General features: G+C 72.6%; 22 protein-coding genes, 4 tRNA genes and 1 pseudogene. 17 read left to right on the forward strand and 10 right to left on the reverse strand.

Going from position 1 to position 22,442, the window contains the following annotated elements; translation table 11 throughout:
* Window position 1: 1 nt before the first annotated feature.
* From NBH00_RS01200 to NBH00_RS01220, 5 genes are all read left to right on the forward strand, one after another.
* Complete coding sequence (locus NBH00_RS01200; RefSeq protein ID WP_254571537.1) at window positions 2-1,843, forward strand: RecQ family ATP-dependent DNA helicase; 1,842 nt, start codon at window positions 2-4, stop codon at window positions 1,841-1,843.
* On the forward strand, window positions 1,840-2,493 hold the full coding sequence (gene purN / locus NBH00_RS01205; protein WP_254571538.1) for a phosphoribosylglycinamide formyltransferase: 654 nt from the start codon (window positions 1,840-1,842) through the stop codon (window positions 2,491-2,493). The genes NBH00_RS01200 and purN overlap by 4 nt, the downstream gene beginning before the upstream one ends.
* Before the next feature lie 26 nt (window positions 2,494-2,519).
* Window positions 2,520-4,106: a bifunctional phosphoribosylaminoimidazolecarboxamide formyltransferase/IMP cyclohydrolase gene (gene purH, locus NBH00_RS01210; protein WP_254571539.1), complete on the forward strand. Its 1,587-nt coding sequence runs from the start codon at window positions 2,520-2,522 to the stop codon at window positions 4,104-4,106.
* Window positions 4,107-4,128: 22 nt separating this feature from the next.
* Window positions 4,129-4,515 (forward strand): RidA family protein, encoded by a 387-nt coding sequence (locus NBH00_RS01215; RefSeq protein WP_367401361.1) that lies wholly within the window; start codon window positions 4,129-4,131, stop codon window positions 4,513-4,515.
* 70 nt (window positions 4,516-4,585) lie between these two features.
* Window positions 4,586-6,235 carry a DEAD/DEAH box helicase gene (locus NBH00_RS01220; RefSeq protein WP_254571541.1) on the forward strand — a complete coding sequence of 550 codons (1,650 nt, stop codon included), beginning with the start codon at window positions 4,586-4,588 and terminating at the stop codon, window positions 6,233-6,235.
* A gap of 52 nt (window positions 6,236-6,287) precedes the next feature.
* On the opposite strand, the gene NBH00_RS01225 is transcribed toward NBH00_RS01220, so the two are convergent.
* Both NBH00_RS01225 and NBH00_RS01230 read right to left on the reverse strand, forming a co-directional pair.
* Window positions 6,288-6,360, reverse strand: a tRNA-Lys gene (locus tag NBH00_RS01225).
* Window positions 6,361-6,367: 7 nt separating this feature from the next.
* Window positions 6,368-7,207, reverse strand: coding sequence for a hypothetical protein (locus NBH00_RS01230; protein WP_254571542.1), 840 nt, complete (start codon window positions 7,205-7,207; stop codon window positions 6,368-6,370).
* A gap of 112 nt (window positions 7,208-7,319) precedes the next feature.
* Between NBH00_RS01230 and NBH00_RS01235 the strand changes: the two genes are divergently transcribed.
* Window positions 7,320-7,988 (forward strand): Bax inhibitor-1/YccA family protein, encoded by a 669-nt coding sequence (locus tag NBH00_RS01235; protein ID WP_254571543.1) that lies wholly within the window; start codon window positions 7,320-7,322, stop codon window positions 7,986-7,988.
* A gap of 160 nt (window positions 7,989-8,148) precedes the next feature.
* Window positions 8,149-9,006: a hypothetical protein gene (locus tag NBH00_RS01240; RefSeq protein WP_254571544.1), complete on the forward strand. Its 858-nt coding sequence runs from the start codon at window positions 8,149-8,151 to the stop codon at window positions 9,004-9,006.
* A gap of 21 nt (window positions 9,007-9,027) precedes the next feature.
* On the opposite strand, the gene NBH00_RS01245 is transcribed toward NBH00_RS01240, so the two are convergent.
* From NBH00_RS01245 to NBH00_RS01255, 3 genes are all read right to left on the reverse strand, one after another.
* Window positions 9,028-10,047 (reverse strand): cobalamin B12-binding domain-containing protein, encoded by a 1,020-nt coding sequence (locus NBH00_RS01245; RefSeq protein ID WP_254571545.1) that lies wholly within the window; start codon window positions 10,045-10,047, stop codon window positions 9,028-9,030.
* The gene (locus NBH00_RS01250) at window positions 10,044-10,895 is read right to left on the reverse strand and encodes a hypothetical protein (protein ID WP_254571546.1); all 852 of its coding nucleotides are present in this window, start codon (window positions 10,893-10,895) and stop codon (window positions 10,044-10,046) included. Before NBH00_RS01250 ends, NBH00_RS01245 begins: the two co-directional genes overlap by 4 nt.
* Before the next feature lie 41 nt (window positions 10,896-10,936).
* A tRNA-Glu gene (locus tag NBH00_RS01255) sits at window positions 10,937-11,009 on the reverse strand.
* A 237-nt stretch (window positions 11,010-11,246) separates the two neighbouring features.
* On the opposite strand from NBH00_RS01255, the gene NBH00_RS01260 reads away from it, so the two are divergent.
* Together NBH00_RS01260 and NBH00_RS01265 are read left to right on the forward strand one after the other, a co-directional pair.
* Window positions 11,247-12,092, forward strand: coding sequence for an EamA family transporter (locus NBH00_RS01260; protein ID WP_254571547.1), 846 nt, complete (start codon window positions 11,247-11,249; stop codon window positions 12,090-12,092).
* A 16-nt stretch (window positions 12,093-12,108) separates the two neighbouring features.
* Window positions 12,109-12,182, forward strand: a tRNA-Val gene (locus NBH00_RS01265).
* Window positions 12,183-12,245: 63 nt separating this feature from the next.
* On the opposite strand, the gene NBH00_RS01270 is transcribed toward NBH00_RS01265, so the two are convergent.
* A complete protein-coding gene (locus tag NBH00_RS01270; RefSeq protein ID WP_254571548.1) occupies window positions 12,246-13,040 on the reverse strand; it encodes an enoyl-CoA hydratase in 795 nt (264 codons plus the stop codon).
* 49 nt (window positions 13,041-13,089) lie between these two features.
* Between NBH00_RS01270 and NBH00_RS01275 the strand changes: the two genes are divergently transcribed.
* Window positions 13,090-14,349 carry an acyltransferase family protein gene (locus NBH00_RS01275; RefSeq protein ID WP_254571549.1) on the forward strand — a complete coding sequence of 420 codons (1,260 nt, stop codon included), beginning with the start codon at window positions 13,090-13,092 and terminating at the stop codon, window positions 14,347-14,349.
* Between the two features lie 30 nt (window positions 14,350-14,379).
* Window positions 14,380-15,291 carry a glycosyltransferase family 2 protein gene (locus NBH00_RS01280; RefSeq protein WP_254571550.1) on the forward strand — a complete coding sequence of 304 codons (912 nt, stop codon included), beginning with the start codon at window positions 14,380-14,382 and terminating at the stop codon, window positions 15,289-15,291.
* Here NBH00_RS01280 and NBH00_RS01285 read toward each other — a convergent pair.
* Window positions 15,279-16,157 (reverse strand): glycosyltransferase family 2 protein, encoded by an 879-nt coding sequence (locus NBH00_RS01285; protein WP_254571551.1) that lies wholly within the window; start codon window positions 16,155-16,157, stop codon window positions 15,279-15,281. The two genes, NBH00_RS01280 and NBH00_RS01285, sit on opposite strands and share 13 nt — an antisense overlap.
* Before the next feature lie 37 nt (window positions 16,158-16,194).
* Window positions 16,195-17,532, reverse strand: a complete 1,338-nt coding sequence (locus NBH00_RS01290) for a cytochrome P450 (protein WP_254571552.1) — start codon at window positions 17,530-17,532, stop codon at window positions 16,195-16,197.
* Between the two features lie 137 nt (window positions 17,533-17,669).
* Here NBH00_RS01290 and NBH00_RS01295 point away from each other — a divergent pair.
* A tRNA-Asp gene (locus NBH00_RS01295) sits at window positions 17,670-17,743 on the forward strand.
* A gap of 100 nt (window positions 17,744-17,843) precedes the next feature.
* On the opposite strand, the gene NBH00_RS01300 is transcribed toward NBH00_RS01295, so the two are convergent.
* A complete protein-coding gene (locus tag NBH00_RS01300; protein WP_254571553.1) occupies window positions 17,844-18,083 on the reverse strand; it encodes a helix-turn-helix domain-containing protein in 240 nt (79 codons plus the stop codon).
* A gap of 591 nt (window positions 18,084-18,674) precedes the next feature.
* Between NBH00_RS01300 and NBH00_RS01305 the strand changes: the two genes are divergently transcribed.
* Genes NBH00_RS01305 through NBH00_RS01315 form a run of 3 tightly spaced genes read left to right on the forward strand, consistent with a single transcriptional unit; the run spans window position 18,675 to window position 20,735 of the window.
* On the forward strand, window positions 18,675-19,364 hold the full coding sequence (locus NBH00_RS01305; protein ID WP_254571554.1) for a hypothetical protein: 690 nt from the start codon (window positions 18,675-18,677) through the stop codon (window positions 19,362-19,364).
* A 55-nt stretch (window positions 19,365-19,419) separates the two neighbouring features.
* On the forward strand, window positions 19,420-19,716 hold the full coding sequence (locus NBH00_RS01310; RefSeq protein WP_302182679.1) for a transposase: 297 nt from the start codon (window positions 19,420-19,422) through the stop codon (window positions 19,714-19,716).
* A gap of 38 nt (window positions 19,717-19,754) precedes the next feature.
* Window positions 19,755-20,735 (forward strand): IS3 family transposase, encoded by a 981-nt coding sequence (locus NBH00_RS01315; RefSeq protein WP_254571556.1) that lies wholly within the window; start codon window positions 19,755-19,757, stop codon window positions 20,733-20,735.
* A gap of 127 nt (window positions 20,736-20,862) precedes the next feature.
* Here NBH00_RS01315 and NBH00_RS01320 read toward each other — a convergent pair whose 3' ends face one another.
* Window positions 20,863-21,519, reverse strand: a complete 657-nt coding sequence (locus NBH00_RS01320) for a hypothetical protein (protein ID WP_254571557.1) — start codon at window positions 21,517-21,519, stop codon at window positions 20,863-20,865.
* 236 nt (window positions 21,520-21,755) lie between these two features.
* On the opposite strand from NBH00_RS01320, the gene NBH00_RS01325 reads away from it, so the two are divergent.
* Entirely contained in the window at window positions 21,756-22,091 is a 336-nt protein-coding gene (locus NBH00_RS01325) for a nuclear transport factor 2 family protein (RefSeq protein WP_254571558.1), read from the forward strand.
* Between the two features lie 64 nt (window positions 22,092-22,155).
* A pseudogene (locus NBH00_RS25725) lies at window positions 22,156-22,431 on the forward strand (transposase); the annotation flags it as partial.
* Between the last annotated feature and the right edge of the window lie 11 nt (window positions 22,432-22,442).

Consider the following 22,442-nt stretch of genomic DNA (forward strand, 5'->3'; position numbering starts at 1 on the left):
GATGGATCTGCACGCCGCCCTCCACGACCACTTCGGCTTCGACCGCTTCCGCCCCGGCCAGGAGGAAGCGGTCCGTTCCGCCGTCGCCGGTCACGACACGCTCGTCGTCATGCCGACGGGCGCGGGCAAGTCGCTCTGCTACCAGCTGCCCGCGCTCATGCGGGACGACCTGACGCTCGTCGTCTCGCCGCTCGTCTCGCTCATGCAGGACCAGGTCGACGGGCTGCGGCGGATCGCGCCGGGCCGGGTGGCGCTCATCAACGCCCAGCAGGCCATGCAGACGAACGACGAGGCCCTGCAGGCGGCGCTCGACGGGCGGCTGCGGATGCTCTATGTCGCGCCGGAGCGCTTCAGCTCGCCCGGCTTCGTCCGGGCGCTCGCGACCGTGCGCATCGGGCTGTTCGTCGTCGACGAGGCGCACTGCGTCTCGCAGTGGGGCCACGACTTCCGCCCCGACTACTTCCGGCTCGCCGACGCGGCGCGCTGGCTCAAGGCGCAGGCGATCATCGCCTCGACGGCGACCGCGACCCCCCAGGTCGCGACCGACATCGTCGAGCGGCTCGGCCTGCAGGAGCCGGTGCGCGTCGCGACCGGCTTCGACCGGCCGAACCTCTCCTTCGGCGTCGTGCCGGTGACGACGGCCGCCGCGAAGGCACGCCAGATCGCGGCGGCGCTCGCCGAGCCCGGCGCCACCCCGGCGATCGTCTACGCCGGCACGCGGAAGGGCTGCGCGCAGACCGCGGAGGACCTGCAGCGGACGCTCGGGCGGCCCGTCATCGCCTACCACGCCGGCCTCGCCCGGGACGCGCGCGCGGAGGCCCAGCGGCGGTTCATGGAGGGCGAGGTCGACGTCGTCGTCGCGACGAACGCGTTCGGGATGGGCGTCGACAAGGCCGACGTGCGGACCGTCGTCCACGAGACCGTGCCCTCCTCGCTCGAGGCGTACTACCAGGAGGCCGGCCGTGCGGGCCGTGACGGCGCGCCGGCGAAGGCGCTGCTCTTCGCGGCGGCCAAGGACAAGGCGCTGCACGTCTTCTTCATCAAGCGGGGCGAGTCCGACGACGCGCAGCTGCAGCAGGTGGCGCGCCGGATCGGGCAGGCGGCGGCCGACGGGCGCTACGACGTCCCGGTGACCGACCTGTGCGCGGACCGCGACGACGAGGACCGCGTGAAGGCGATCGTCGGCGCCCTCGCGCGGGCGGGGGTCGTCCAGCCGGTGCCCGCCCCGGTCGACCGGGTGCGTGGCCGCATCCTCGCGCCGTTCGACCAGCGTGCGCTCAACGCGTGCCGCTCGCTCACGCGCGAGGCGGTCGACGCACGCTGGAAGCAGTACCGCGCGATCTGGGCGTTCGCCGAGGGCGAGGGCTGCCGCCGGCAGGCGATCCTCGACCACTTCGGGGACCGCCGCCCGCCCGCGCCCCTCCCCGGCGTCGGGTGCTGCGACGTCTGCGACGCGGCGGTCGTGCCGCAGGCGGTCTGGGACGCGATCAAGGTCTCGGGGAAGACGCGTGGCCGCGCGGGCGGCCGGAGCGGAGCAGCGGCGGGTACGAAGGGCGGCGGCGACGGAGGCTCGCTCGACGACGCGATCCTCGCGGTCGTGCGCGGGGCCGAGCCGTCGGTCGGGCGCACGCGCGTGGTGGAGATCCTGCGCGGTGGCCGCTCGAAGGTCATCGAGAAGTACAGCTACGACGGGCTGCCCGAGTACGGGACGTTCGACCACCTCAGCGCGGCGGACGTCCTCGGCCGCGTCGACGGGCTCATGGCGGAGGGGCGCCTGGAGTCCACCGGCGGCATGTATCCGAAGCTCCGCGTCGTCCCGGCGCAGGCGCGCCTCGTCGCGTGACCGCCGGCGGCCCGCCCGCGCGGCTGCGCGTCGGCGTCCTCGCGTCGGGGGAGGGGACGAACCTGCAGGCGCTGCTGGACGGCGTGCACGGCGTCGAGGCGGATGTCGTCGCGCTCGCCAGCGACCGGGCGGACGCCCCGGCACTCGCGCGGGCGGCCGCCTTCGCGGTGCCGTCCCGTGTCTTCCCGAAGGACGACTTCGCCGACCGCGCGGCGCGTGACGCGGCGATCTCGGCCTGGCTCGCGGAGCGGGACGTGCAGCTCGTCGTCCTCGCCGGCTACATGGCGCTGCTGTCGCCGGGGTTCACGACGGCGTGGGCCGGGCGGCTCGTCAACGTCCACCCGTCGCTGCTGCCCGCCTTCCCCGGTATCCGGGCGATCGAGCAGGCGCTCGACTACGGCGTGAAGGTCTTCGGCGTCACCGTCCACCTCGTCGACGACGGCGTCGACACGGGGCAGATCCTCGGCCAGTGCGCGGTCGATCTCCCGTCCGCCCGGCGGGTCGAGGAGGTGCACACGGTCCTGCGGCCGCTCGAGCACGCCCTGCTCTGCGAGGCCGTCCGGCGCTTCGCCCGCGGCGAGGTCCGGCCCGACCCCGGCCACCCGCGGCGGATGCTCGTCGGGGACGGGCCGCTGATCGGCCCGGGCTGACCGCCTCCCGTATCCTCGTGGACGCCATGTCCGACGCCACCACCGCCCCGCCCACCACCGCCCCCGGGGAGGTCCGGGTCCGCCGGGCGCTGCTCTCGGTGTCGGACAAGCGCGGCATCGTCGACTTCGCGCGCGGGCTCGCCGACCTCGGGGTGGAGATCGTCTCGACCGGCGGCACGGCGAAGGAGCTCGCGACGGCCGGGCTCGAGGTTCGGGCGATCGACGATTTCACCGGCTTCCCGGAGATCATGGACGGGCGCGTCAAGACGCTCCACCCCAAGCTCTACGCCGGGCTGCTCGCCGTCCGCGACAACCCCGAGCACCTCGAGGCGACGACCGCGAACGACATCGAGTTCGTCGATCTCGTCTGCGTGAACCTCTACCCGTTCGAGCGCACGGCGGCGCGCCGCGGCGTCGACGAGGCCGAGGTCATCGAGAACATCGACATCGGCGGCCCGACGATGATCCGCGCGGCGGCGAAGAACTTCGCCTTCTCGGCCGTCGTCGTGAACCCCGAGTCCTACGACGCGATCCTCATGGAGCTCTCCGAGGCCGACGGGAAGCTCTCGCTCGAGACCCGCGAGGCGCTGGCGGCCGAGGCCTTCGCGACGACCGCCCGCTACGACACGGCGATCTCCCGCTGGTTCCAGGAGAAGCACGACGACTTCGCGCCGCAGTACGTCCGCGCGTACGAGAAGGTCATGGACCTCACCTACGGCGAGAACCCGCACCAGCGCGCGGCGTACTACGCGCAGGTCGGCGCCCGCACGCACCTGCTGTCGATGGTCTCCCAGCACCACGGCAAGCAGCTGTCGTTCAACAACCTCCTCGACCTCGAGGCGGCGCGGACGATGGTCCGCGACTTCGAGGTCCCGGCGACGGCGATCGTCAAGCACAACAACCCGTGCGGCGTGGCCCTCGGTGGCGCCGCGCTGGAGGCCTACCGCAAGGCCTTCGACTGCGATCCACTCAGCGCGTACGGGGGCGTCATCGCGCTGAACCGGCGGGTCGACAAGGCGACGGCCGAGGCACTGAACGAGCAGTTCATCGAGGTGCTCATCGCTCCCGGGTACGACGCGGACGCACTCGAGGTCCTCACGCAGAAGAAGAACATCCGCATCCTCGACGACCAGGAGAAGCGCGCCCCGCTGCTCGGTGAGGCGGAGGTCAAGCAGGTCACCGGCGGCCTGCTCATCCAGGACCGCGACAGCGTGAAGGACGCCCGCGACGCGATGGAGGTCGTCACCGAGCGGCGCCCGACCGACGCCGAGTGGGAGGACCTCCTCTTCTGCTGGCGCGTCGCCAAGCACGTGAAGTCCAACGCGATCGTGCTCGTCTCGGGGCTGCGGACGATCGGGATCGGCGCGGGGCAGATGTCCCGGGTGGACTCGGTCCGCCTGTCGCTCGAGAAGTGCCGCGTGGACCCGAAGGGCGCGGTCCTCGCCTCCGACGCGTTCTTCCCCTTCGCCGACGGGCCGGAGCTCGCCCTCGAGGCCGGTATCACCGCGGTCATCCAGCCGGGCGGCTCGATCCGCGACGACGAGGTCGTCGCGGCCGCCGACGCCGCGGGCATCGCGATGGTCATGACCCGGCGCCGCCACTTCCGGCACTAGGACGAGCGGGTCCGTGGGCGACGTGGAGCGACATGGGTCGGGCGGCGCGTGGGAGGCGCAGGTCGGCTACAGCCGCGTCGTGCGGGCGGGCGCGCACGTGTGGGTCGCGGGCTGCACGGCGTCCGGGGAGGACGGCGTCGTCCTCGGCCTCGGGGACGCCGAGGCCCAGGCGCACGCGGCGATCGACGCGATCGAGCGGGCGCTCGCGACGGTCGGCGGGGCGCTCGCCGACGTCGTGCGCACGCGGGTTTTCGTCACCGACATCGACCGCTGGCAGGACGTCGGACGGGCCCACGGGGCGCGCTTCGGCGACATCCGGCCGGTGACGACGATGGTCGAGGTCAGCCGCCTCATCGACCCGCGGCTGCTCGTCGAGATCGAGGCCGACGCGTTCCTCGCCGGCGGCTGAGCGCCGTTCCTGCGCCTGTCCAGGGGTTTCGCGGACCGTCCGGTCCATCCCGCAGCATTCCCGCCTCCGCATGACTCCGCTGTCCCGTTCAAAGACCCCGCCGCTGCGGCCGTGGCAGGTCCGCGCCCTCGCCGCCCTCGAGCACTGGAAGGGCGGCTCGTTCCTCATCTCGGCCGCGCCCGGCGCGGGGAAGACCCGTCCGGCCCTCGAACAGGCCAAGCGGATGCTCAAGGACGGCCGCGCGGACCGCGTCGCGCTCGTCTGCCCGACGGCGCCGCTCACCCGGCAGTGGGCGCAGGCGGCGGGACGGCTTGGGCTGCACCTCGTGCCGGACGCCGAGTCGCCGCGGCCGCCGAAGGACTTCCAGGGCATCGCGGTGACGTACGCCCGCGTCGCCGCGTCGGGGGAGAAGTGGGGCTCGCTCGTTTCGCCGGGGACGCTCGTCATCGCGGACGAGGCGCATCACCTCGGCGAGGACCTCGCCTGGGGCAACGGCTTCAGCGCGGCGTTCAAGCGCACCGACAAGCTCCTGCTGCTCTCCGGGACGCCGTTCCGGTCGGACGCCACGCCGATCCCGGGCATGCGGTACGACCGCGACGGGGTCGTCGTGCCCGACATCTCCTACACGTACGCCGACGCCGTCCGCGACCACGTCTGCCGGCCCGTCGCCTTCATCACGTACGACGGGACGCTCTCCTGGCAGTCGGGCGACGACGTCATCGAGTCCTCGTTCGACACCGTGCTCAGCGCGCGGGAGGCGGGCCGCCGCTACCGCACGGCGATCTCGACCGACCTGCCGGACGGCATGCCCCGCATCCTCCGCGAGGCCCACGAGAAGCTCGCCGAGACGCGGGCGGGCGGGCACAAGGACGCCGGCGGCCTCGTCATCGCCGCCGACGGCCACCACGCCAAGGCGGTCGCGAAGCTGCTGCGCGAGATCACCGGCAAGGCGCCGACCGTCGTCCTCCACACCGAGGCGCGGGCCGCGCAGAAGCTCGCCGCGTTCACCGACTCGCGCGAGGAGTGGCTCGTCGCGGTGAACATGGTCTCCGAGGGCGTCGACATCCCGCGCCTGCGCGTCGGCGTCTACGCGACGGCGGCCAAGACGCCGCTCATCTTCCGCCAGATCGTCGGGCGCTTCGTCCGGGCGATCCCCGGCCGGGGCCAGGACCTCTCGTGGGTCTACCTGCCGGCGGACCCGATCCTCCGCGATCACGCCGAGAACGTCGAGGGCGAGCTGCGCCACGTCTTGCGCCGCGGCCTCGACGAGAGCGTCCTCGACGACCCGGTCGAGCGCGAGCGCAAGGAGCGCGATCCGGAGGAAGAGGGCGAGGCCTTCGTCCCGCTCAGCGCCGACGTCGTCCCGCAGATGACGCTCTTCGGTCCGCCGCCGGGGGAGCCGGGCGGCCCTCCCGCGGCGAAGCGGATCGTGCCGAGCTTCCCGTCGGCGATCAGCGCCTCGGCGGGCGCCGGCGGCCAGGCCGACGAGGAGGACGACGAGGACGTCCCGGGCATGCCCGCCTACGAGCGCCGCGCCCTCCTGCGTGACAAGCGCCACCGCCTCGTCGGCGACCTGCGCCGGCGCGACGGCCTCACGCCCGCCGAGATCAACATCTGGCTCAACCGCGAGACCGGCGTCTCCCGCGTGGAGGACGCGACCCTCGCGCAGCTCGAGCAGTCGATCGAGCTGCTCCTCGACCGGCTGACGGCGCGGCGGTAGCCGGGCCAGAACGACGCCGGCCCGCCTGGGGTGGCGGGCGGTGGGCGGCCAGTGCCCCCGGCCGGGCTCGAACCGGCGCGCCGCGAATTAAAAGTTCGCTGCTCTACCAACTGAGCTACGAGGGCCCGGACATCATGACGGACCGTCCGGCGAGCGGTAGTAGCCGGCGGCGACTGCTGTCCTGCGGCGGTGGCAGTTCGCGCAGCGGACCTCGCACCGCGCGATCTCGGCGCGGAGGCGGTCGACGGAACAGCCGTCGCGCGCCAGTTCGATGACGTTCGCGGTCTTGCCCGCGATGTGGTCGAAGTCGAGGACACACAGGTCCTCCAGACCGCAGTCGACGCATCCGGCGGACTCGAGGGCCGCGTAGGCGATCGCGATGTTACGCGCGGTCGCGCGGCCCGGGGGCGGTGGTGCCTCCCACCACCGCTCGAGCCCACGTCGGTGCCCGCCACGCCGGGCTGTCCTGCGGCGGTGGCAGTTCACGCAGACGATCTCGCAGCGGGCGATCTCCTCGTCGAGGCGGCGGGGACTCGTGCCGTTGCCCAGCAGCCGGGCGACGTTCGCGCGCTTCTCGCCGAGGTGGTCGAACTCCATGACGACCGGGTCGCGGAGCCCGCAATCGGCGCATGTCGCTCCTTCAAGCGCGGCGGCGACGTGGCGGCGGCCTCGATCGGCGGCGGCGCGACGAACCACCCGGCCGGCCTCGCGTCGACTGTGGTGGTACTCGCGGTAACACGCTCGGCACCAGGCGGTGAGGCCGGTGCCGGTGCGGTTGAAGTCCGTAGCGGGCTTCTCCGTGGCGCAACGCGGGCAGCGCTTCACGCGCATCCGGTCCGTGGCCCCCGTGGGTACGCCGCCCGGGAGCAGGTCGGCAATCGGTGCGGCCGGCGCCGAAGCCGCCGTGATGTCGCGCACCCAGACCGAGACGGACGACTGGGCGACGCCGAGACGGTCCGCGATGACGCGCACGGCGAGGCCCTCCCGCCGCAGCCTCCTCGCCGCCTCCCGCTCCCGAACCTTCCGCCGTGCCACGAACACATGTTCCCATCGGCGTCGGACGCCGCGCGACTACAATCAACCCATGCCCACCTTCAGCGATCTCACCGCCGGTCGTGTCGCTGCCCCCAGTCGCACCGATTCTCGTGCGGTCTTCGGGCAGGTCATGGGGCTCGTGGCGATCACGTGCCTGTTCACCGCGCTCGGCGCGTACCTCGGCCGGGACGCGGCGCGCGGCGCCGGCTTCCTCGCGTTCATCCTCGCCTTCGGCTGCCTCATGGGGCTGCCGGCCGCCAACGCGCGCAGCCAGCAGTTCGGCATCACGCTGCTGTTCGCCGTCGGCGCGCTGCTCGGCGTCGGCCTCGGCCCAATCCTCAACTACTACGCCAACAGCGACCCGGGTGTCGTCTATCAGTCGGCCGGGGCGACGGCGGGCTTCATCGGCGTGCTCGGCGCCTACGGCTACGCGACGCGGCGTGACCTGAGCGGCATGGCGCGCGGGCTGTTCTTCGCGCTCATCGGGCTGCTGCTGTTCGGGCTCGTGACACTCTTCGTCTCGATCCCGGGCGGCAACATCGTCTACGCGCTCCTCGGCCTCGGCGTCTTCGGCGCCTACACGGTGTTCGACTTCAACCGTCTGCAGCGCGCGGGCATGGACCAGGCGACGCTCATCGCGGCGTCGATCTTCCTCGACGTCGTCAACGTCTTCCAGTTCATGCTCATGCTCTTCGGCGGGGGTGGCAACCGCCGCTGAGCGTCCTGGGCCCCGGCGCGCGCCGGGGTCCCCAGTTCTGACGGGCCGGGGACCACCCGGCCCGGTCATCCGTCGAGGCCGGGGCGGGCCGCGCGACGCCGGCGCGAGCGGTGCCGATGGGAGGGGCGAAGGTCAACCCTCCCGCAAAGGTCCGCGCCCCATGCCCGTCAGCCGCACCCGACTCGCCGTCGCCACCACCGTCGTCCTCGTCGCCGCCCTCGCGCCAGCGGGTCAGGCGTCCGCCGCCGGGCACCACGCCAGGCCGCACGCCAAGAAGCACGCGGCCGCGAAGACGTCCCGGAAGACGGCCTCGAAGGCGAAGAAGAAGGGCACGGGCATCCGCCGCGCCGTCGCCGGCGCGTCCCGCTCGTTCACCTCGGCCGACGGCACGAGCATCGGCACGATCACGGCGTTCGACGCCGCGACCGGCCACATCCGCCTCGTGCTCGAGGACGGGTCGGTCGTCCAGAGCCGCCTGTCCCCGGACGCGGACGTTCGCTGCGCGCCGGCCGCGGGCTTCGCTGCCGAGGACCAGTCGAGCGGCGCCGACGGGGCCGGCGCCGTCGCCGACGCCCAGAGCGCGGGCTACGACGACGGCTACTCCGACGGCGAGGGCGGTGACGCGCCGAACCCGGCCGCGGGCCTGGACGGCATGACCGCCGCCGAGGCGGCCGCCTACACCGCGGCGTACACGACCGGCTACGCCGACGGCAGCACCGGGGCGGACATGGCCGACCCGAACGGTCCGGCCTCCGCCTCCGCCGCCGCGGCCTCGCCGAATGACGGCGACGGCTGCCTCGCGCTGCTCGACGCCGGGATGAAGGTCTACGGCGTCGCGGTGAAGGCGACGCCCCGCGGCCGCGCGCTGACCGAGCTCGACGTCATCGTCACGCCTGCCCAGCTCGACGCGCTCGACGCGGCGGACGCCCAGGCCGCGGCCGGTGACCCCGGGGCGACCGACCCGGGCGCGGGCGACAACAGCGACGACCCGAGCGACGGCCAGGGCGGCGACAACTGACGATGCCGCTCGGCCGGCGCCTCAGCCGGAGGTGCGGGTGCGGGCGACGGTCCGCGCGGCGATCGGCGTGTCGAGGGCCAGGCGCTCCTGCGTGATGTCGAGGATCGTCGGCAGCAATGCCGGCGAGGCCCGCAGCGTGGCGAGCCGCGCGCCGAGCCATGCGGTGTAGTCGGCGAGGATGCGGTCGTCGCAAAGGACGGCGGCCTCGAGGAACCGCATGAGGTTCGTCGTGTAGTCGCGGAGGATGCGCGGGTCGCGGAGCGGTCGTGGCAGCAGCGGCTCGGCGCGCCAGCGGATCCGCTCCATGAGCTCCTCGACGAGCGGGCCGCGCGCGGCGGCGAGCTCGTCGTGTTGCTGGGCGCGGTCGCTCGGCGCCGATGCCGCGGCGGGGGCCACCCCGCTCATGCGCTCCAGGGCGTCCTCGACCTCGTCGAGCTGGGCGGCGTGGGCATCGATGCCGAGACGACGGGCGCGGGCGGGCTCGCCGTCGAACCCGCGGCCACCGCCGAGGACGGGGATCCCGCTCTCGTGCGCCGTGTCGGCGAGCGCGCGCAGCCCGGGCAGGTTCATGGCGAGCGAGCAGCTGAGGACGACCGCGTCGGGCCGGAGCTTCTCGAGCATCGTCGTGAGGCTCGGTCCGGGCCTGGGGGCGCCGAGGAACGTGACACGGTGCCCGTCGAGCCGGAGCAGCTCGGCGATCATGCGCGCCGGGAGGTTGTGGTGGTCGCGGTCGGCGAGGCAGAGCACGAGGTTCGCGCCCGTGTTCGCCGGGGTGTGCCGCGACGCGGCGAGGGTGAGGAGGATCTCCGCGATGTTCGTCGCGATGTGCTCCTGCTCGGTCGTGATGCGCCCGTCCTGCCAGAGCAGGCCGATCTGGCTCTGGACGGGGGCGAGCACCTCGAAGACGAAGTCGGCGAGCGACAGCCCGGCCTCGAGGGCGCGGCCGGCCTCGAGGAGCGCGGCGTTGCGGTCACCCCGGACGACGAGCTCGAGCTGCCGGGCCCGGAGCGCCTGGAGATCCGGTTCGGCCGTCGCCGTCACGGACCGGGCTCCGGGCCGGACTGGATGCGGGCCAGCAGCGTGACGGACGCCCGCGCGCGGACGAGCGCGCGGTTGAAGAGGGCCGCGAGCTCGCCGCCGCTGTCGGTCCCCTCGATCGGGAGCGGCTCGGTGGCGGGGGCGATCGGACGGGAGAGGCGGGTGCCCTCGGCGATCGCCTCGAGGGCCTCCTCGATGTCGCGCAGGCAGTGGCGCTGCAGGCTCTGCAGTCGCTGGCGCAGCTCGTCCAGGCAGCTCTCGTCCCCGAGGGCGACGCGCAGGTCCTCGCGGACCGCGTCGTAGCTGCGCAACGCGGTCCGCGACCGCGCGAGCATCCCGTTGAAGACGTCCCCGAGCGCGCCGAGCCGGTCGCCGGGGCGGGCGCGCAGCGGCCGGGTGACCGGTCGGGCGGCCCGGGTGAGGTCGCCGTCGGCCATCGCCTGCAGGCCGCCGTCGAGGTCGGAGAGGCAGTGGGTGTCGAGGCTCTGCAGGGCGGCGAGCAGGTCGGGCAGGCAGGACTGGTCCCCGAGCGCCTCGGTGAGGTCGCGGCGCAGGATCTCGTACGCGTCCAGGGCCGCCTGGGTGCGCTGGAGCATCGCGTTGAAGACGTCCACGACCGCCCGCAGGCCCGCGTCGTCGGACGCGAGCATCAGCGGCTCGGCCGTCGACTCGGCGATCTCGGTGAAGTCGCCGCCGGCCATCGCCTGCAACCCGTGCTCGAGCCGGCCGAGCGCGTTCGCGCTCAGGTCGCGCAGCCCGGCCGCGATCTCGTCGATCGTCCGCCGGTCGAGCGTGATGACCTCGGGCGCCGCGTCGGGCGGGTCCGCCGGGCTCGGGAGGGGCAGGTGCACACCCGGATCGTCGGCGGCCGCGCGGCCCGTTTGAGCAGGAGTACCCCCAGCGGGGCTCGAACCCGCGATCTCTCGCGTGAAAGGCGAGCGTCATAACCACTAGACCATGGGGGCGTGGTGCCGCACATCCTACGGGTCCGGCGCCGCGGACCTTTACGAAAGCCTCACCTTCGCCACAGCGTCCCTTCAGGTTGCGGGTCGAAGATGCATCTCACGCACTGCGGATCCATCCCACCGCTGTGTACATAGGACGACTGCGCATGTCGTCCATCCTCCCGCCCTCCTGTCGCCCGGTCACGCATCGCATCCGCAAGGACGCCGCCCCGGGCGACAGGGCTTTAACCTCCGCGGGTGGTCGCGGTCCTCCTGTCCCTCCTCGCCTCCGCCTCCTGGGGCGCCGCCGATTTCTGCGGCGGGTTCTTCAGCCGTCGCTGGCCGTCGCTGTCGGTCCTGCTCGTCATCGAGGCGGGGGGCCTCATCACGGCCACGACGATCGTCGTCCTCGCGAACGACCCGTTCCCGGACGCCCGCCACGCGCTGACCGGCGTGGCGGCCGGCGTGGCCGGGGTGACCGCCCTCGCGCTCTTCTACCGCGCGCTGTCGATCGGGACGATGTCGATCGTCGCGCCGATCTCGGCGACCGGCGCCGCCGTCCCGGTCGCCGTCGGCGTCGCGACGGGCGACGAGCTCACGGCGCTCATCGTCGTGGGCCTCGTCCTCGCCTTCGCCGGCGTCGTCCTCGCGGGCCGGGAGGCGGCACCGGACAACCCGGCGGCGGCGGGGACGCGGCTCGTCGTCGGCCTGTCGCTCGCCGCCGCGCTCGGCTTCGGGCTCTTCTTCACCCTGTACGACACGGCAGCCGACGGCTCGAGCGCGTGGGCGATCCTGCTCTCCCGCCTGCCGGCGGTCCCGGTCGTCGCCCTCCTCGTCCGCCGGCGCGGCCTGGCCGTGCCGCGCGGGGCCGACCTCTACCGTCTCGTCGGCGTCGCCCAGCTCGACTGCGCGGCGACGAGCCTCTACGCCCTCGCGATCACCCGGGGCGCCCTGAGCATCGTCGCGGTCGTCGGGTCGCTCTACCCGGTGATGACGGTGCTCCTCGCGCGCGTCGTCCTCCGCGAGCGCGTGCGCCGCGTCCAGGCGGTCGGCGTCGTCGTCGCCTTCGTGGGCGTCGCGCTCGTCTCGCTCGGCAGCGCGTAACCTTCGGCACCAGCCCGGGCGGTTAGCTCAGTTGGTCAGAGCACCTGCCTTACAAGCAGGGGGTCCACGGTTCGAGCCCGTGACCGCCCATCGCGCGGGGGCCCCGGTGAGGCGGGGCCGTCGCGGCGCGGTCCGCGCCGGCCCGCCGTCCGCTCAGCGCCCCACGAAGTTCGGCTTGCGCTTCTCGATGAAGGCGGCCATGCCCTCCTTCTGGTCCTCGGTCGCGAAGAGCGAGTGGAAGACGCGGCGCTCGAAGCGGACGCCCTCGGCGAGCGTCGTCTCGAAGGCGCGGGCGACGGACTCCTTGGCGATCATGACCGTCGGCAGCGACATCGCGGCGATCGTCGCGGCGACCTTGCCGGCCTCCTCGAGGAGGTCGTCGGCGGGGACGATCCGCGAGACGAGGCCGGCGCGCTCGGCCTCCTCGGCGCCGAGGTTGCGTCCGGTGAGCACGAGGTCCATCGCCTTCGGCTTGCCGACCGCGCGCGTGAGCCGCTGCGAGCCGCCCATGCCCGGGATGATCCCGAGCTTGATCTCCGGCTGCCCGAAGGTCGCGGTGTCCGCGGCGATGAGGACGTCGCACATCATCGCGAGCTCGCAGCCGCCGCCAAGGGCGTAGCCGGCGACGGCGGCGACGATCGGCTTGCGGAAGTTCGCGACCGCGTCCCAGCCGGCGAACCAGTCCGGGAGGTACATGTCCATGTACGACGCCTCCGCCATCTCCTTGATGTCGGCGCCGGCGGCGAACGCGCGCTCGGACCCGGTCAGCAGCACGCAGCCGATCGACGCGTCGCCCTCGAGCTCGGCGAGTGCGGCGGCGACCTCGCGCATGACCTGGAGGTTCAGCGCGTTGAGCGCCTTCGGCCGGTTGAGGGTGATGACGGCCACGCCGTCGTCGCGGCGGTCGACGAGGATCGTGGCGTCGGCGGCGGTGTCGGACGTGCTCATGCGGGACTCCTGGATCGGGCGGTGTGGCCGGACGGTACCCTTTCTCGCGATGGAGTGGGCATCGGGGCGACGGGGGAGGGACGCCGAGCTGCAGGCGGGCGACGCGCTGCGCGCGTGGGCGCTCATGAGCGTCGTCTGCTTCCACATCACCGCGGGCGTCCTGCTGCTCACGACGGGCACCTACGACTTCGAGGGCGGCTACGGAAAGGTCGCCGGCTCGCTCATCCTCGGGATGCAGACGACGGTCTTCATCTTCTTCGCGCTGTCGGCCTTCCTCCTGTCGCGCCCGTTCATCCGCGCGGTGCTCGAGGACCGGCCGCTGCCGTCGTTCCGCCGCTACGGGCGCCACCGTGTCGGCCGCATCGTCCCGGCCTTCTGGGTCGCGATCCTCGTCATCATCGTCGCCTACGGCCGGCAGGGTTCGAGCGGGAGCGAGATCCTCGCGCTCCTCGGCTTCGCGCAGGTCTACCACCACGGGCACGTCGCGGCCCTCATCGACCACGCGTGGTCCCTCGACGTCGAGGCGCTCTTCTACCTCGTGTTGCCGCTCGTCGCGTGGGCCTCGGCCCGCGCGATCCGCCGCTGGCGCCGCGGCGGGACGGTGGCGGTCGCCGGCATCGTCCTCCTGGCGGTCGCCGGCATCCTGCTCGAGCAGGCCGGCCTGGACCCGGTGACGCCGGTGACGCAGTCGCCGCTCGGCGGCCTGCGCTCGTTCCTGCCCGGCATCCTCCTCGCCGTGCTCGCGGTCAGGCACCCCGGTCCGGAGGCGTGGCTGCGTCTGCCGCGGTGGACCTCGGGTGCGCTCCTCGTGGCGGGCGTCTTCCTTCTCTGGGCCGCGCCGCACTGGGCGCCGACCGGGGACAGCGAGCGCGTGTTCGTCGGGACGCTCTCCGGCGGCTGCATCTTCGCGGCCGTCGTCATCCGGCAGTTCCGCGGCGGCGGCGTGTGGCTCCCGTTCCGCGGGCCGCTCGTCGCGTGGGTCGGCGACCGCTCGTACTCGATCTTCCTCGTCCACGGCGTCGTCTACTGGGCGGTCCACGACATCGGCGACGGGCAGCCGATCTGGCGGCGGCTGGCGATCTCGCTCGCCGTCGCGATCCCGGCGATCTTCGCGGCCGCCGAGGTCCTGCACCGCCTCGTCGAGAAGCCGGCGATGGACTACTCGCGGCGCCCGCGTCCCGGCGACCGGCGCGTGGCGCTCGCGGGCGCCGTGCCCGGTGCGGCGGCGCCCGCGGTGCTCGCGCCCGCTCCGGCGTTCGCCGGCGTGCCCGAGGCAGCCACCGCGTGGCCCCCGGTCCCGCCGCGCTGATCGCGCCCGCCGCCGGGTAGGGTCGCGGCGATGCGCGCCGGCGTCCTGGTCCCCGTGCACGGCTTCGCGCCGTACCTCGCCGAGACGCTCGACGCGATCCTCGCGCAGCCGGGCGAGCCGGTCGTCGTCGTGGTGGACGATGGCTCGCCGCAGCCGCTCGCGCTGCACCCCGACCACGCGCCGCGCGTCACGCTCGTCCGCCGGGAGACCGCGGGAGGGCCGGCGGTGGCCCGGCAGGCGGGCCTCGACGCGCTGCCGGAGGACGTCGGCCTCGTCGCCCTCTGCGACGCCGACGACGCGTGGCTGCCCGGGGCGCTCGCGCGCGTCGCGGGCGCGCTCACCGCCGAGCCCGGGGCCGGCTGGGCCTTCGGGCGCGCGCTCGTCGTCGGCCCCAACGGCCGCCCGACCGGGGAGCGGTGGGCGGAGCCGCCGGCGGGACGGCTCGCCGCGACGGACTTCGGCCGGGAGCTCTACGCGGCGAACCCGGTCCCGACGTCGAGCGTCGTCCTGCGCCGCGCGGCGCTGGCGGAGGCGGGCGGATTCACGGGGCCGGTGCGCGTCGCCGAGGACTGGGAGCTGTGGCTGCGGCTCTGCGCCGGCGGGGTCGACGCCGTATGCGTGGGGGAGACGACCGTGCGCTACCGCCGCCACCCGGGCGGGCTGACGGCCGACGTCGCCGGCCTCGCCGCCGCGCAGCTGGCGGTCCACGAGCGCCACGCGGAGCTCGTCGGCCCGCGCGCCGCCGACCGGGTCATCGCGGACGATCACGCCGCGCTCGCCGCCGGGCTCGCCCGCGAGGGACGCTACGCGGAGGCGCGCGCGGCGTGGGCGCAGGTCGCTGCGCGGCGCCCGCTGCGGCGCGAGGAGCAGGTCCGGCGCGCGGTGCTCGCGCTGCCCGGGCTGCGGCGCCGGCTCGGTCGCGGCGACCCCTACCGGGGCTGACGGCGGCGGCCGAGCGGCCGGTTCGGCACGCGCCGCCCGAGCTCGAAGGCCCACGTCGCGGGGCCGTCGAGCAGGCCGAGGATCGCGGCGTCGCGGTCACCGCGGCGCAGGGCCCCGAGGCCGGTCGCGGCGCGCCGCACGCCCCACCAGAGCAGGCCGGGCCACCGCCGCGGCGGGAGCGAGCCGGGGTGCTCGGCGTCGAGCCACGCGGCGCCCGAGCCGTGGCGGAAGCGCTGCCCGAGCATCGCGCGCAGGCTCGTGCGGCTCGCATGGACGACGGCGGCGGCGGGCCGGTGCTCGAGCGTCCATCCGGCCGCGACGACGCGCCAGCAGAGGTCCGCGTCCCCGCCGGAGCGGACGCCCTCCCGGAAGCCGCCGACGGCGTCGAAGGCCTCGCGGCGGACGGCGGCGTGGGCGGTCTTCGCGAAGGCCCAGCGGCCGCGGCTCAAGGTCTCGCCCTGGGCCATGACCGCCTGGAGCTCCGCGAAGCGCGCGGCGAGCGGGCCGTCGGGGCCGACCGGGTCGTCGACGACGCCACCGGCGATGACGCCGACCCCGAGCGGCGGCGGCGGGTCGCCGAGCAGCCGGTCGAGGAGGTCGGCGGGCGGGCGCACGTCGGCGTCGAGGAAGACGATCCACGGCGCGCGCCCGCGCGCGGCGCCGGCGTTACGGGCGAAGTAGGACGTCGGGACGTCCGCCGCGAGGAGGACGGCGGGGTCGGTGACGCCAGTGCCGCGGTTGTCGACGACGGTGAGCGTGTCGCCGTCCGCGAGCGTGATCGCGCGCATCCGGGCGAGGACCGCGCGCAGGTCGCCGGGACCCGCCGCGACGGGGACGACGAGGTCGGCGGCGGGACGGCCGGGCACGCGGCGGACGATACCCGCGGTGGGCGGCCGGCCCGCGTCAGGCGGCGGCGCGCACGGTCATCGGCATGCCGGCCCGCGGGGAGATCGTCGGCATCTGCCGGATCGAGAGGCGGTACCCGGGCTCGAGCTCCAGGCGCCAGCGGTCGAGGATCGCGCGGGCGATGACGTCGATCTCCGCCTGGGCGAAGCGCATGCCGATGCACGTACGCGAGCCGCCGCCGAAGGGGACGTAGGCGCCCTTGGGGATCTGCTCGCGACGGCCGGGGGCGAAGCGGCCGGGGTCGAAGACGTGCGGTGCCTCCCACACGTCGGGCAGGCGGTGGCTCGCCCAGGAGCAGTAGTTCACCGGGACGCCGCCGGGGACCCGGACGCCGGCGATGACGCACTGCTCGATCGTGCGCCGCGGGCCGATCCACGCGGGCGGGTACAGCCGGAGCGTCTCGTCGAGCAGGAGGTCGAGCGGGGCGGTCGCGTGCTGCGGATGGTGGGAGAGCTCGTGGAAGAGGAACGAGATCGTCGAGGTCGTGGTGTCGTGCCCGGCGAAGAGGAGCGTCATGACCTCGTCGCGCACGTGGGCGCGGCTGAGCGACGAGCCGTCCTCGTCGCGGGCGTCGAGAAGCAGCGAGAGGATGTCGGTGCCGCGCTCACCGGTCGCGCGGCGGCGGTCGATCTCGCCGTGGATGAGGACGTCGAGCCGGGCGCGCGCGGCGCGCATCCGGGCGAACGGGGACCCGGGCCCGCGGAGGGCCTGCAGCAGGTAGTCCTTCGCGTAGAAGCCGAGGGCCTCCTCGAAGTCGTGCGCGGCCTGCGGCGCGGTCTCGCTGCGCAGGCCGAAGAGCGCCCGCATCGCGATCCGCAGCGCGAGCTCGCGCGTCCACTCGTAGAGGTCCAGGCGCTGCCCCGCCTGCCACGGGTCGAGGGCGCGGCCGACCTCCTCGTGGATGACCGCGGTCGACGCGGCGATCTGCTCGCGATGGAAGGCCGGCAGCATGATCTGGCGGGAGCGGCGGTGGAATTCGCCGTCGATCGTCAGCAGTCCGTCCCCGAGGAGCGGGAACAGGTCGGACATGTAGCCCTCGCGCCACGAGAAGTTGCGCGCGTTCGACACCAGCATGTGGTGGTTCGCCTCGGGGCCGAGGGCGAAGATCGTGTTGCCGTGGAGGATCCGCAGCGTGAAGACCGGGCCGTGCTGCGCGTAGGCCTCGAGCAGGACCGGGAGCGGGGTCGCGGCGAATCGCTGCGTCCTCCGCATCGAGAAGCGCGTCTCGCCGGGCGGGAACGGCGTCGTCGCCTGTCGCTCGCGGCGCAGGTCCGACGCGATCTTCAGGACCGGACTGGTCTTCAGCGGCTTGGGACCGGCAAGTGCGGACGACACGGAAAGCCTCCTCCCGAACCTGAACCCATTTCAGATTCGACCTGCCGCGAGTGTACCGCCGGACTGGCTGCCCGGCCAGTCGACCGCCTCGCGCGCGCCGTGTCATACTTCCGCCCCCGGGACGGATGTCTCGTCTTGGGGGCGTAGCTCAGTTGGTTAGAGCGCCGGCCTGTCACGCCGGAGGTCGCGGGTTCGAGTCCCGTCGCTCCCGCTAGAGAGAAGCCCTGCAAACGCAGGGCTTTTCGCGTTTCTGGCTCGCTATGAAGGGAAGTCGTCGGCGAGCGGAGTAGCGCTGCGGAGTAGCGCTTGAGCTATTTCGCGTCGCGATTCGGGCGCCAGGCGGCCGGATCTTCGAGCGGGGCCACGGCCGCTGCCACGCGGTCGCGGAGGAACAGCCAGCGCCGGCCGACGCGCCTTGCGGGGAGGTCGCCGCGTCGAGCGAGTTGGTGCACGGTCGACTTCGGGATGCCGAGCAGGTCGGCGACCTCGGACGTCGAGAGGACGTTCTCGCGGGTCAGCGGAGGGAGGTCAGCGGCGCGACGGGGGTCCATGAGGGCTCTGCGAGCAGAGAGGGTGCGGACCGCAGCTTGGCCCTCGGCGGCGTCGACCGGTCGAGGCCAGGCCGATGACTTCACTCGTAATGGAGTCGGCGTCGTGAGCTCTGCGCTCGTCGGGGGCGGAGAATTGCACGGTTTGCTGGGGCTCCTCTCAAGCCGCCGTCCAGCGCGCAGCGGCGCCTACTGTCGCATCTGATCGTTTTCAGGCACCGGGTGCAGTACCAGGGCAGTATGGGCGAGCCGCCGACGCCTTCCCGCTGGCGGCTTCGCGTCTCGGCTTGCTCCGGGCGACCCGTCGGACCGTCGGACGCGGCGGGCGGGCGCCGCGAAAGCGGCAACGATGCCTGCCGAACACGAGGCCCGCTGTTCGAAGCGGTAGCACCACGACGACAGGCCAGCCTGCAAAGACAGGCCCCGGCGGTTGCGACTGATCGGTACCTGCTGCTTCGTGGGCCCAGCCGTTGCCCTGATGACGGTCTCGACCGTCGTAGCCGACCCGCGCGCCACACTCTCAGCGTGGAGATAAGTGACCGCCTGACCTGAATACTCGTCAGCATCGTTCGGCAGTACGAGGCGGTCGATCCCGTGAACCGCAGACGGTTGCTCCACCACGGTGAGAGCTTCCACGGGGACACGGGCGAGGTCGCAGCGACACGCGACGACCTTGATGACCTCGCCGATTACGGCCTCGTAGACATCGACCTAGGCGGTTCCGGGCGCTACCTCGTGAAACCAACCCTGGATGGTGCTCGCGCGGCGCGACAACTGGTCCGCGAGCAGAGACGCGCCGCGCACATCGAGCCGGTCGATCTCACTTGGGCGAACGTCCGTCCGGTTCTTCACGCGATTGTGGATGCCTGGACTGGGGCGGGCGGATCGACTGCTTATTGCGTCGGCATCGAGGCCGTCCCATCGCGCGTCGGCCGCCCGCCGGACGATCTCGGCCTCATGAGGACGATTGAACTCCCTAAGGCAACGGACTGGGTAGATGCCCGGTACAAAGACGACACAGACGAGCTCATCGCGCAGCCAACGATCCGCGGCATTCGCGCGACGAGAGGCTGGCCAGGCGGCGATAGTGAGGAATCTGCTGAGCGACTCCTGTCGTCGCTGGATGAGATTGCGGAATCGTCAGAGGACGAGGCCCAATCAATGGGCGGTCCGGGCGCGCGACACGCTTATGGAGGTCGGGCGAAGACGCTCGCTGAGGTGGTTTCAAAGGCCATCGGAACGGCGGTGTGGAGTTCCCCCGTTTCGGTGGACAGGGTGATCTAACCCCGAAAAAGTGGAGTCGGGATACTGGGGTCTGCTGGCAGAGAGGAAGCCGCAGATGCCGAGGAGTTACCCACCCGAGGTCCGTCGCCAGGTGATCGAGCTGGCGCGCTCGGGGACGAAGGTCAAGCAGTTGGCGAAGACGTTCGCGATGTCGGATGCGACGATCTACAACTGGCTGAAGCAGGACCGCATCGACCGTGGCGAGGCGGAGGGCGCGACCACAAGCCAGCAGCTCGAGCTCGCCGCCGCGCGTCGGCGGATCAGGCAGCTTGAGACCGAGCTGGCCGTCGCGCGCAAGGTCAACGAGGTGTTCCTGGCGCAGGGCGTTGCCCCAAAAGGCTCTACCCGGTGATTGAGTCTCTGACCGGGCAGGGAAGCATCGCGATCAACGTGCAGCAGGCCTGCCTCGCACTCGGGGTCTCGCCGTCGGGCTACTACGCCTGGAAGGGCCGGCCCGATGCGCCAAGGACGCTCAGGCGGATCTGGCTGGCCGGTGAGATCGCCGACGTCCATAAGGAGTCCGGCGGCACCTACGGTGCGATGCGCGTGACCGCGGAGCTGAAGTACGGGCGCGGGATCTTCGTTGGGCACAACGCCGTCGGCGACATCATGCGCCAGCTCGGCCTGAAGGGACTGCCGCGCCGCCGGCTGCCGCGAGGCGCGAAGCTCTCGCGGGTCACGTCGCTTGACCTCGTTGGCCGGAAGTTCCGGCGGGACCGCCCGAACGAGCGGTGGGTCACCGACATCACCGAGCACCCCACACGCGAGGGCAAGGTCTACTGCTGCGTGGTGCTCGACACGTTCAGCCGCAAGGTCGTGGGCTGGGCGATCGACGCCACCCAGACGACGAGCCTGGTCCTGAACGCGCTCGGCATGGCGACACAGCGGCGCCCTGACCGAAGCGGACTTGTGATGCATAGCGATCGCGGCGTTCAGTTCACGTCCTGGGCCTACAGCCACAACCTCACCCAGGTCGGCATCTCGCCGTCGATGGGCGCCGTGGGCTCGGCTTACGACAACGCCCTGATGGAGAGCTTCTGGGGACGGATGCAGGTCGAGCTCTTCAACCGCCGCAGGTGGAAGACCCGCATCGAACTCGCCGGCGCGATCCACGACTACATCGAGCTCTGGCACAACCCCCGCCGACGGCACTCGGCGCTCGCGATGCGCACCCCCGACGAGGTCGAAACCGCGTGGCTCACCGAGACCGCCGGCCCGGACTCCGGGGGTGGGCAGCCAGCACGACGCGCGGCTGCGATTGCCTCCGCTCGCCTACGGCTCGCTCCGGCAACCGCAGCCGAGATCCCGACCCACGGCGATCCTTCCGACCGGCCCGAGACAATCCCCAACGACAACGACACCGCCGCCTGATTCCAGGAACCCGACTCCACCGAAACAGGGTTAGATCAAAGTGTCCACAAAAGCGGGGGAACTCCAGTGTGGACGCTCCGACACGGCGCTCTGAGGTTGGTGCTGAACTCGAGCGACGGGCTCGTAGTTAGACGCCGGTGGCCGCCTTTCCAGCTGTCAGGATTGCCCCGGCGAGCACGCTCTTGCCGACATCGGAAGCAGCCGCGCGTAGCTTTATGAGCCGGGAGATCTGGGTCTCGTCCTCGGTGGCGGCTATCGCGCGATCGAGCGCCTCGAACAGCCGCTCGACGACGCCCTCGGCTGACATCGGTCCGGGCCAACCCCGAACCTCTTGCAGGGCTGGGGGCAGCAGTCTTACCTCCAGCGGCTCGTCGTTGCCCATCTCCTCTACAAGCTCGACATAGCCGTTGTCGCGCAACGTCTCGAGCGCGCGACCGGCCGAGCCGCGCGGCATGACGCCGGCCAAGTCTCGCGCGATGTCGTCGAACGCAGCAAGCTCACCACCCACCACGCGCTCAACCGCTGCCACAGCGACGACGAGGACGGGTCGCACCGCCTCCCATGAGAGGTCGACGGGCTGCCTCGTCGTGGAACGCGCGAGACGTACAGCTTCTGCCCGCCCGGCCTCGGTGAGACGGAAGGGACCGAACTCCCCGGGTGCCCCCGGATCGACGTCGAGGTAGCCGGCTTCGGCGAGAGCACGCATTGTCCCCGGGAGCATCGTCTCATGTCCTTCGACGTGTGGCTCGACAAAGACCGGGTGCTCCTCGTTCTGGATGAACATGGGCGTGAACTGAACGCGAGACCCGCCGTCGGCACGGGCGATGTGGACGAGAAGCGCGCCGAGCTCGGACGATATCGGTGCCATATCGGCCACCTTACGACGCGGCCCGGCGATCGCCGGTCTTTTGCTTCGCCCGGGAGAGCGGCCGCGACGACAACTACCCCTTCGAACGAGCCTCGGACGTCCTCCGAAGCGAGAGACTTGCCGCCGGAACCCGCAGCGGCAAGGCTGTAGTCGTGACGACGCCTGAACGCGTGGCTCGGAGCTACATCGCCGCCTCCAATCGCAACGACCAGCAGGCGATGGTCGATCTCTTCCACGATGACGCTGAGTGGATTCCCATCTCGCCCATCGAACCGCGTCGCGGCAAGCCTGCCATCGCGGAGCGGTACCTAAACGAGGTAAAGGCGATGAATGCCCCGATCATCGAAGACGTCTACGTGGCCGACAGTCAACGCTGTGTCGTCGAGTTCGTCGTTGCCCACCCAGAACGCGGACATGTACCGATCGTCGACGTCTTCGACGTCGATCACGAGGGCCGCATCACGAGACTCGCCGTGTATCGCAGGTGACCGCGCTTGAGTTTCGTCGTGGCTGTTGCGTAAATCTGTCCGGTGGGCTTAAGACCATCCGGTGATGAGCCAGCGGTTCATCGGGGCTGATCGTGAGCAGGAGCTGTTGCTGCCGCCGTCGCTGCGGGAGTGGCTGCCACCGAATCATCTGGCGTGGTTCGTCATCGATGCGGTCGAGTCGTTTGATCTGGCCTCGTTTTACTCGGCGTATCGCCAGGACGGGCATGGCCGGCCTGGCCACGATCCGGGGTTGATGGTCGCGTTGTTGATGTACGCCTACGCGACCGGCGAGCGGTCCTCGCGGCGCATCGAGCGGCGCTGCATCGAGGACGTCGCGCATCGAGTCATCGC

This window comes from Paraconexibacter antarcticus, from assembly GCF_024220175.1.
Lineage (GTDB): Bacteria > Actinomycetota > Thermoleophilia > Solirubrobacterales > Solirubrobacteraceae > Paraconexibacter > Paraconexibacter antarcticus.

Coding starts and splice junctions, on each gene's coding strand:
- NBH00_RS01240 (WP_254571544.1), top strand. CDS start 8,149: ATGCCCGTCAGCCGCACCCGACTCGCCGTCGCCACCACCGTCGTCCTC.
- NBH00_RS01220 (WP_254571541.1), top strand. CDS start 4,586: ATGACTCCGCTGTCCCGTTCAAAGACCCCGCCGCTGCGGCCGTGGCAG.
- NBH00_RS01280 (WP_254571550.1), top strand. CDS start 14,380: ATGCGCGCCGGCGTCCTGGTCCCCGTGCACGGCTTCGCGCCGTACCTC.
- NBH00_RS01270 (WP_254571548.1), bottom strand. CDS start 13,040: ATGAGCACGTCCGACACCGCCGCCGACGCCACGATCCTCGTCGACCGC.
- NBH00_RS01200 (WP_254571537.1), top strand. CDS start 2: ATGGATCTGCACGCCGCCCTCCACGACCACTTCGGCTTCGACCGCTTC.
- NBH00_RS01320 (WP_254571557.1), bottom strand. CDS start 21,519: ATGTTCATCCAGAACGAGGAGCACCCGGTCTTTGTCGAGCCACACGTC.
- NBH00_RS01300 (WP_254571553.1), bottom strand. CDS start 18,083: ATGGACCCCCGTCGCGCCGCTGACCTCCCTCCGCTGACCCGCGAGAAC.
- NBH00_RS01275 (WP_254571549.1), top strand. CDS start 13,090: ATGGAGTGGGCATCGGGGCGACGGGGGAGGGACGCCGAGCTGCAGGCG.
- NBH00_RS01235 (WP_254571543.1), top strand. CDS start 7,320: ATGCCCACCTTCAGCGATCTCACCGCCGGTCGTGTCGCTGCCCCCAGT.
- NBH00_RS01310 (WP_302182679.1), top strand. CDS start 19,420: ATGCCGAGGAGTTACCCACCCGAGGTCCGTCGCCAGGTGATCGAGCTG.
- purH (WP_254571539.1), top strand. CDS start 2,520: ATGTCCGACGCCACCACCGCCCCGCCCACCACCGCCCCCGGGGAGGTC.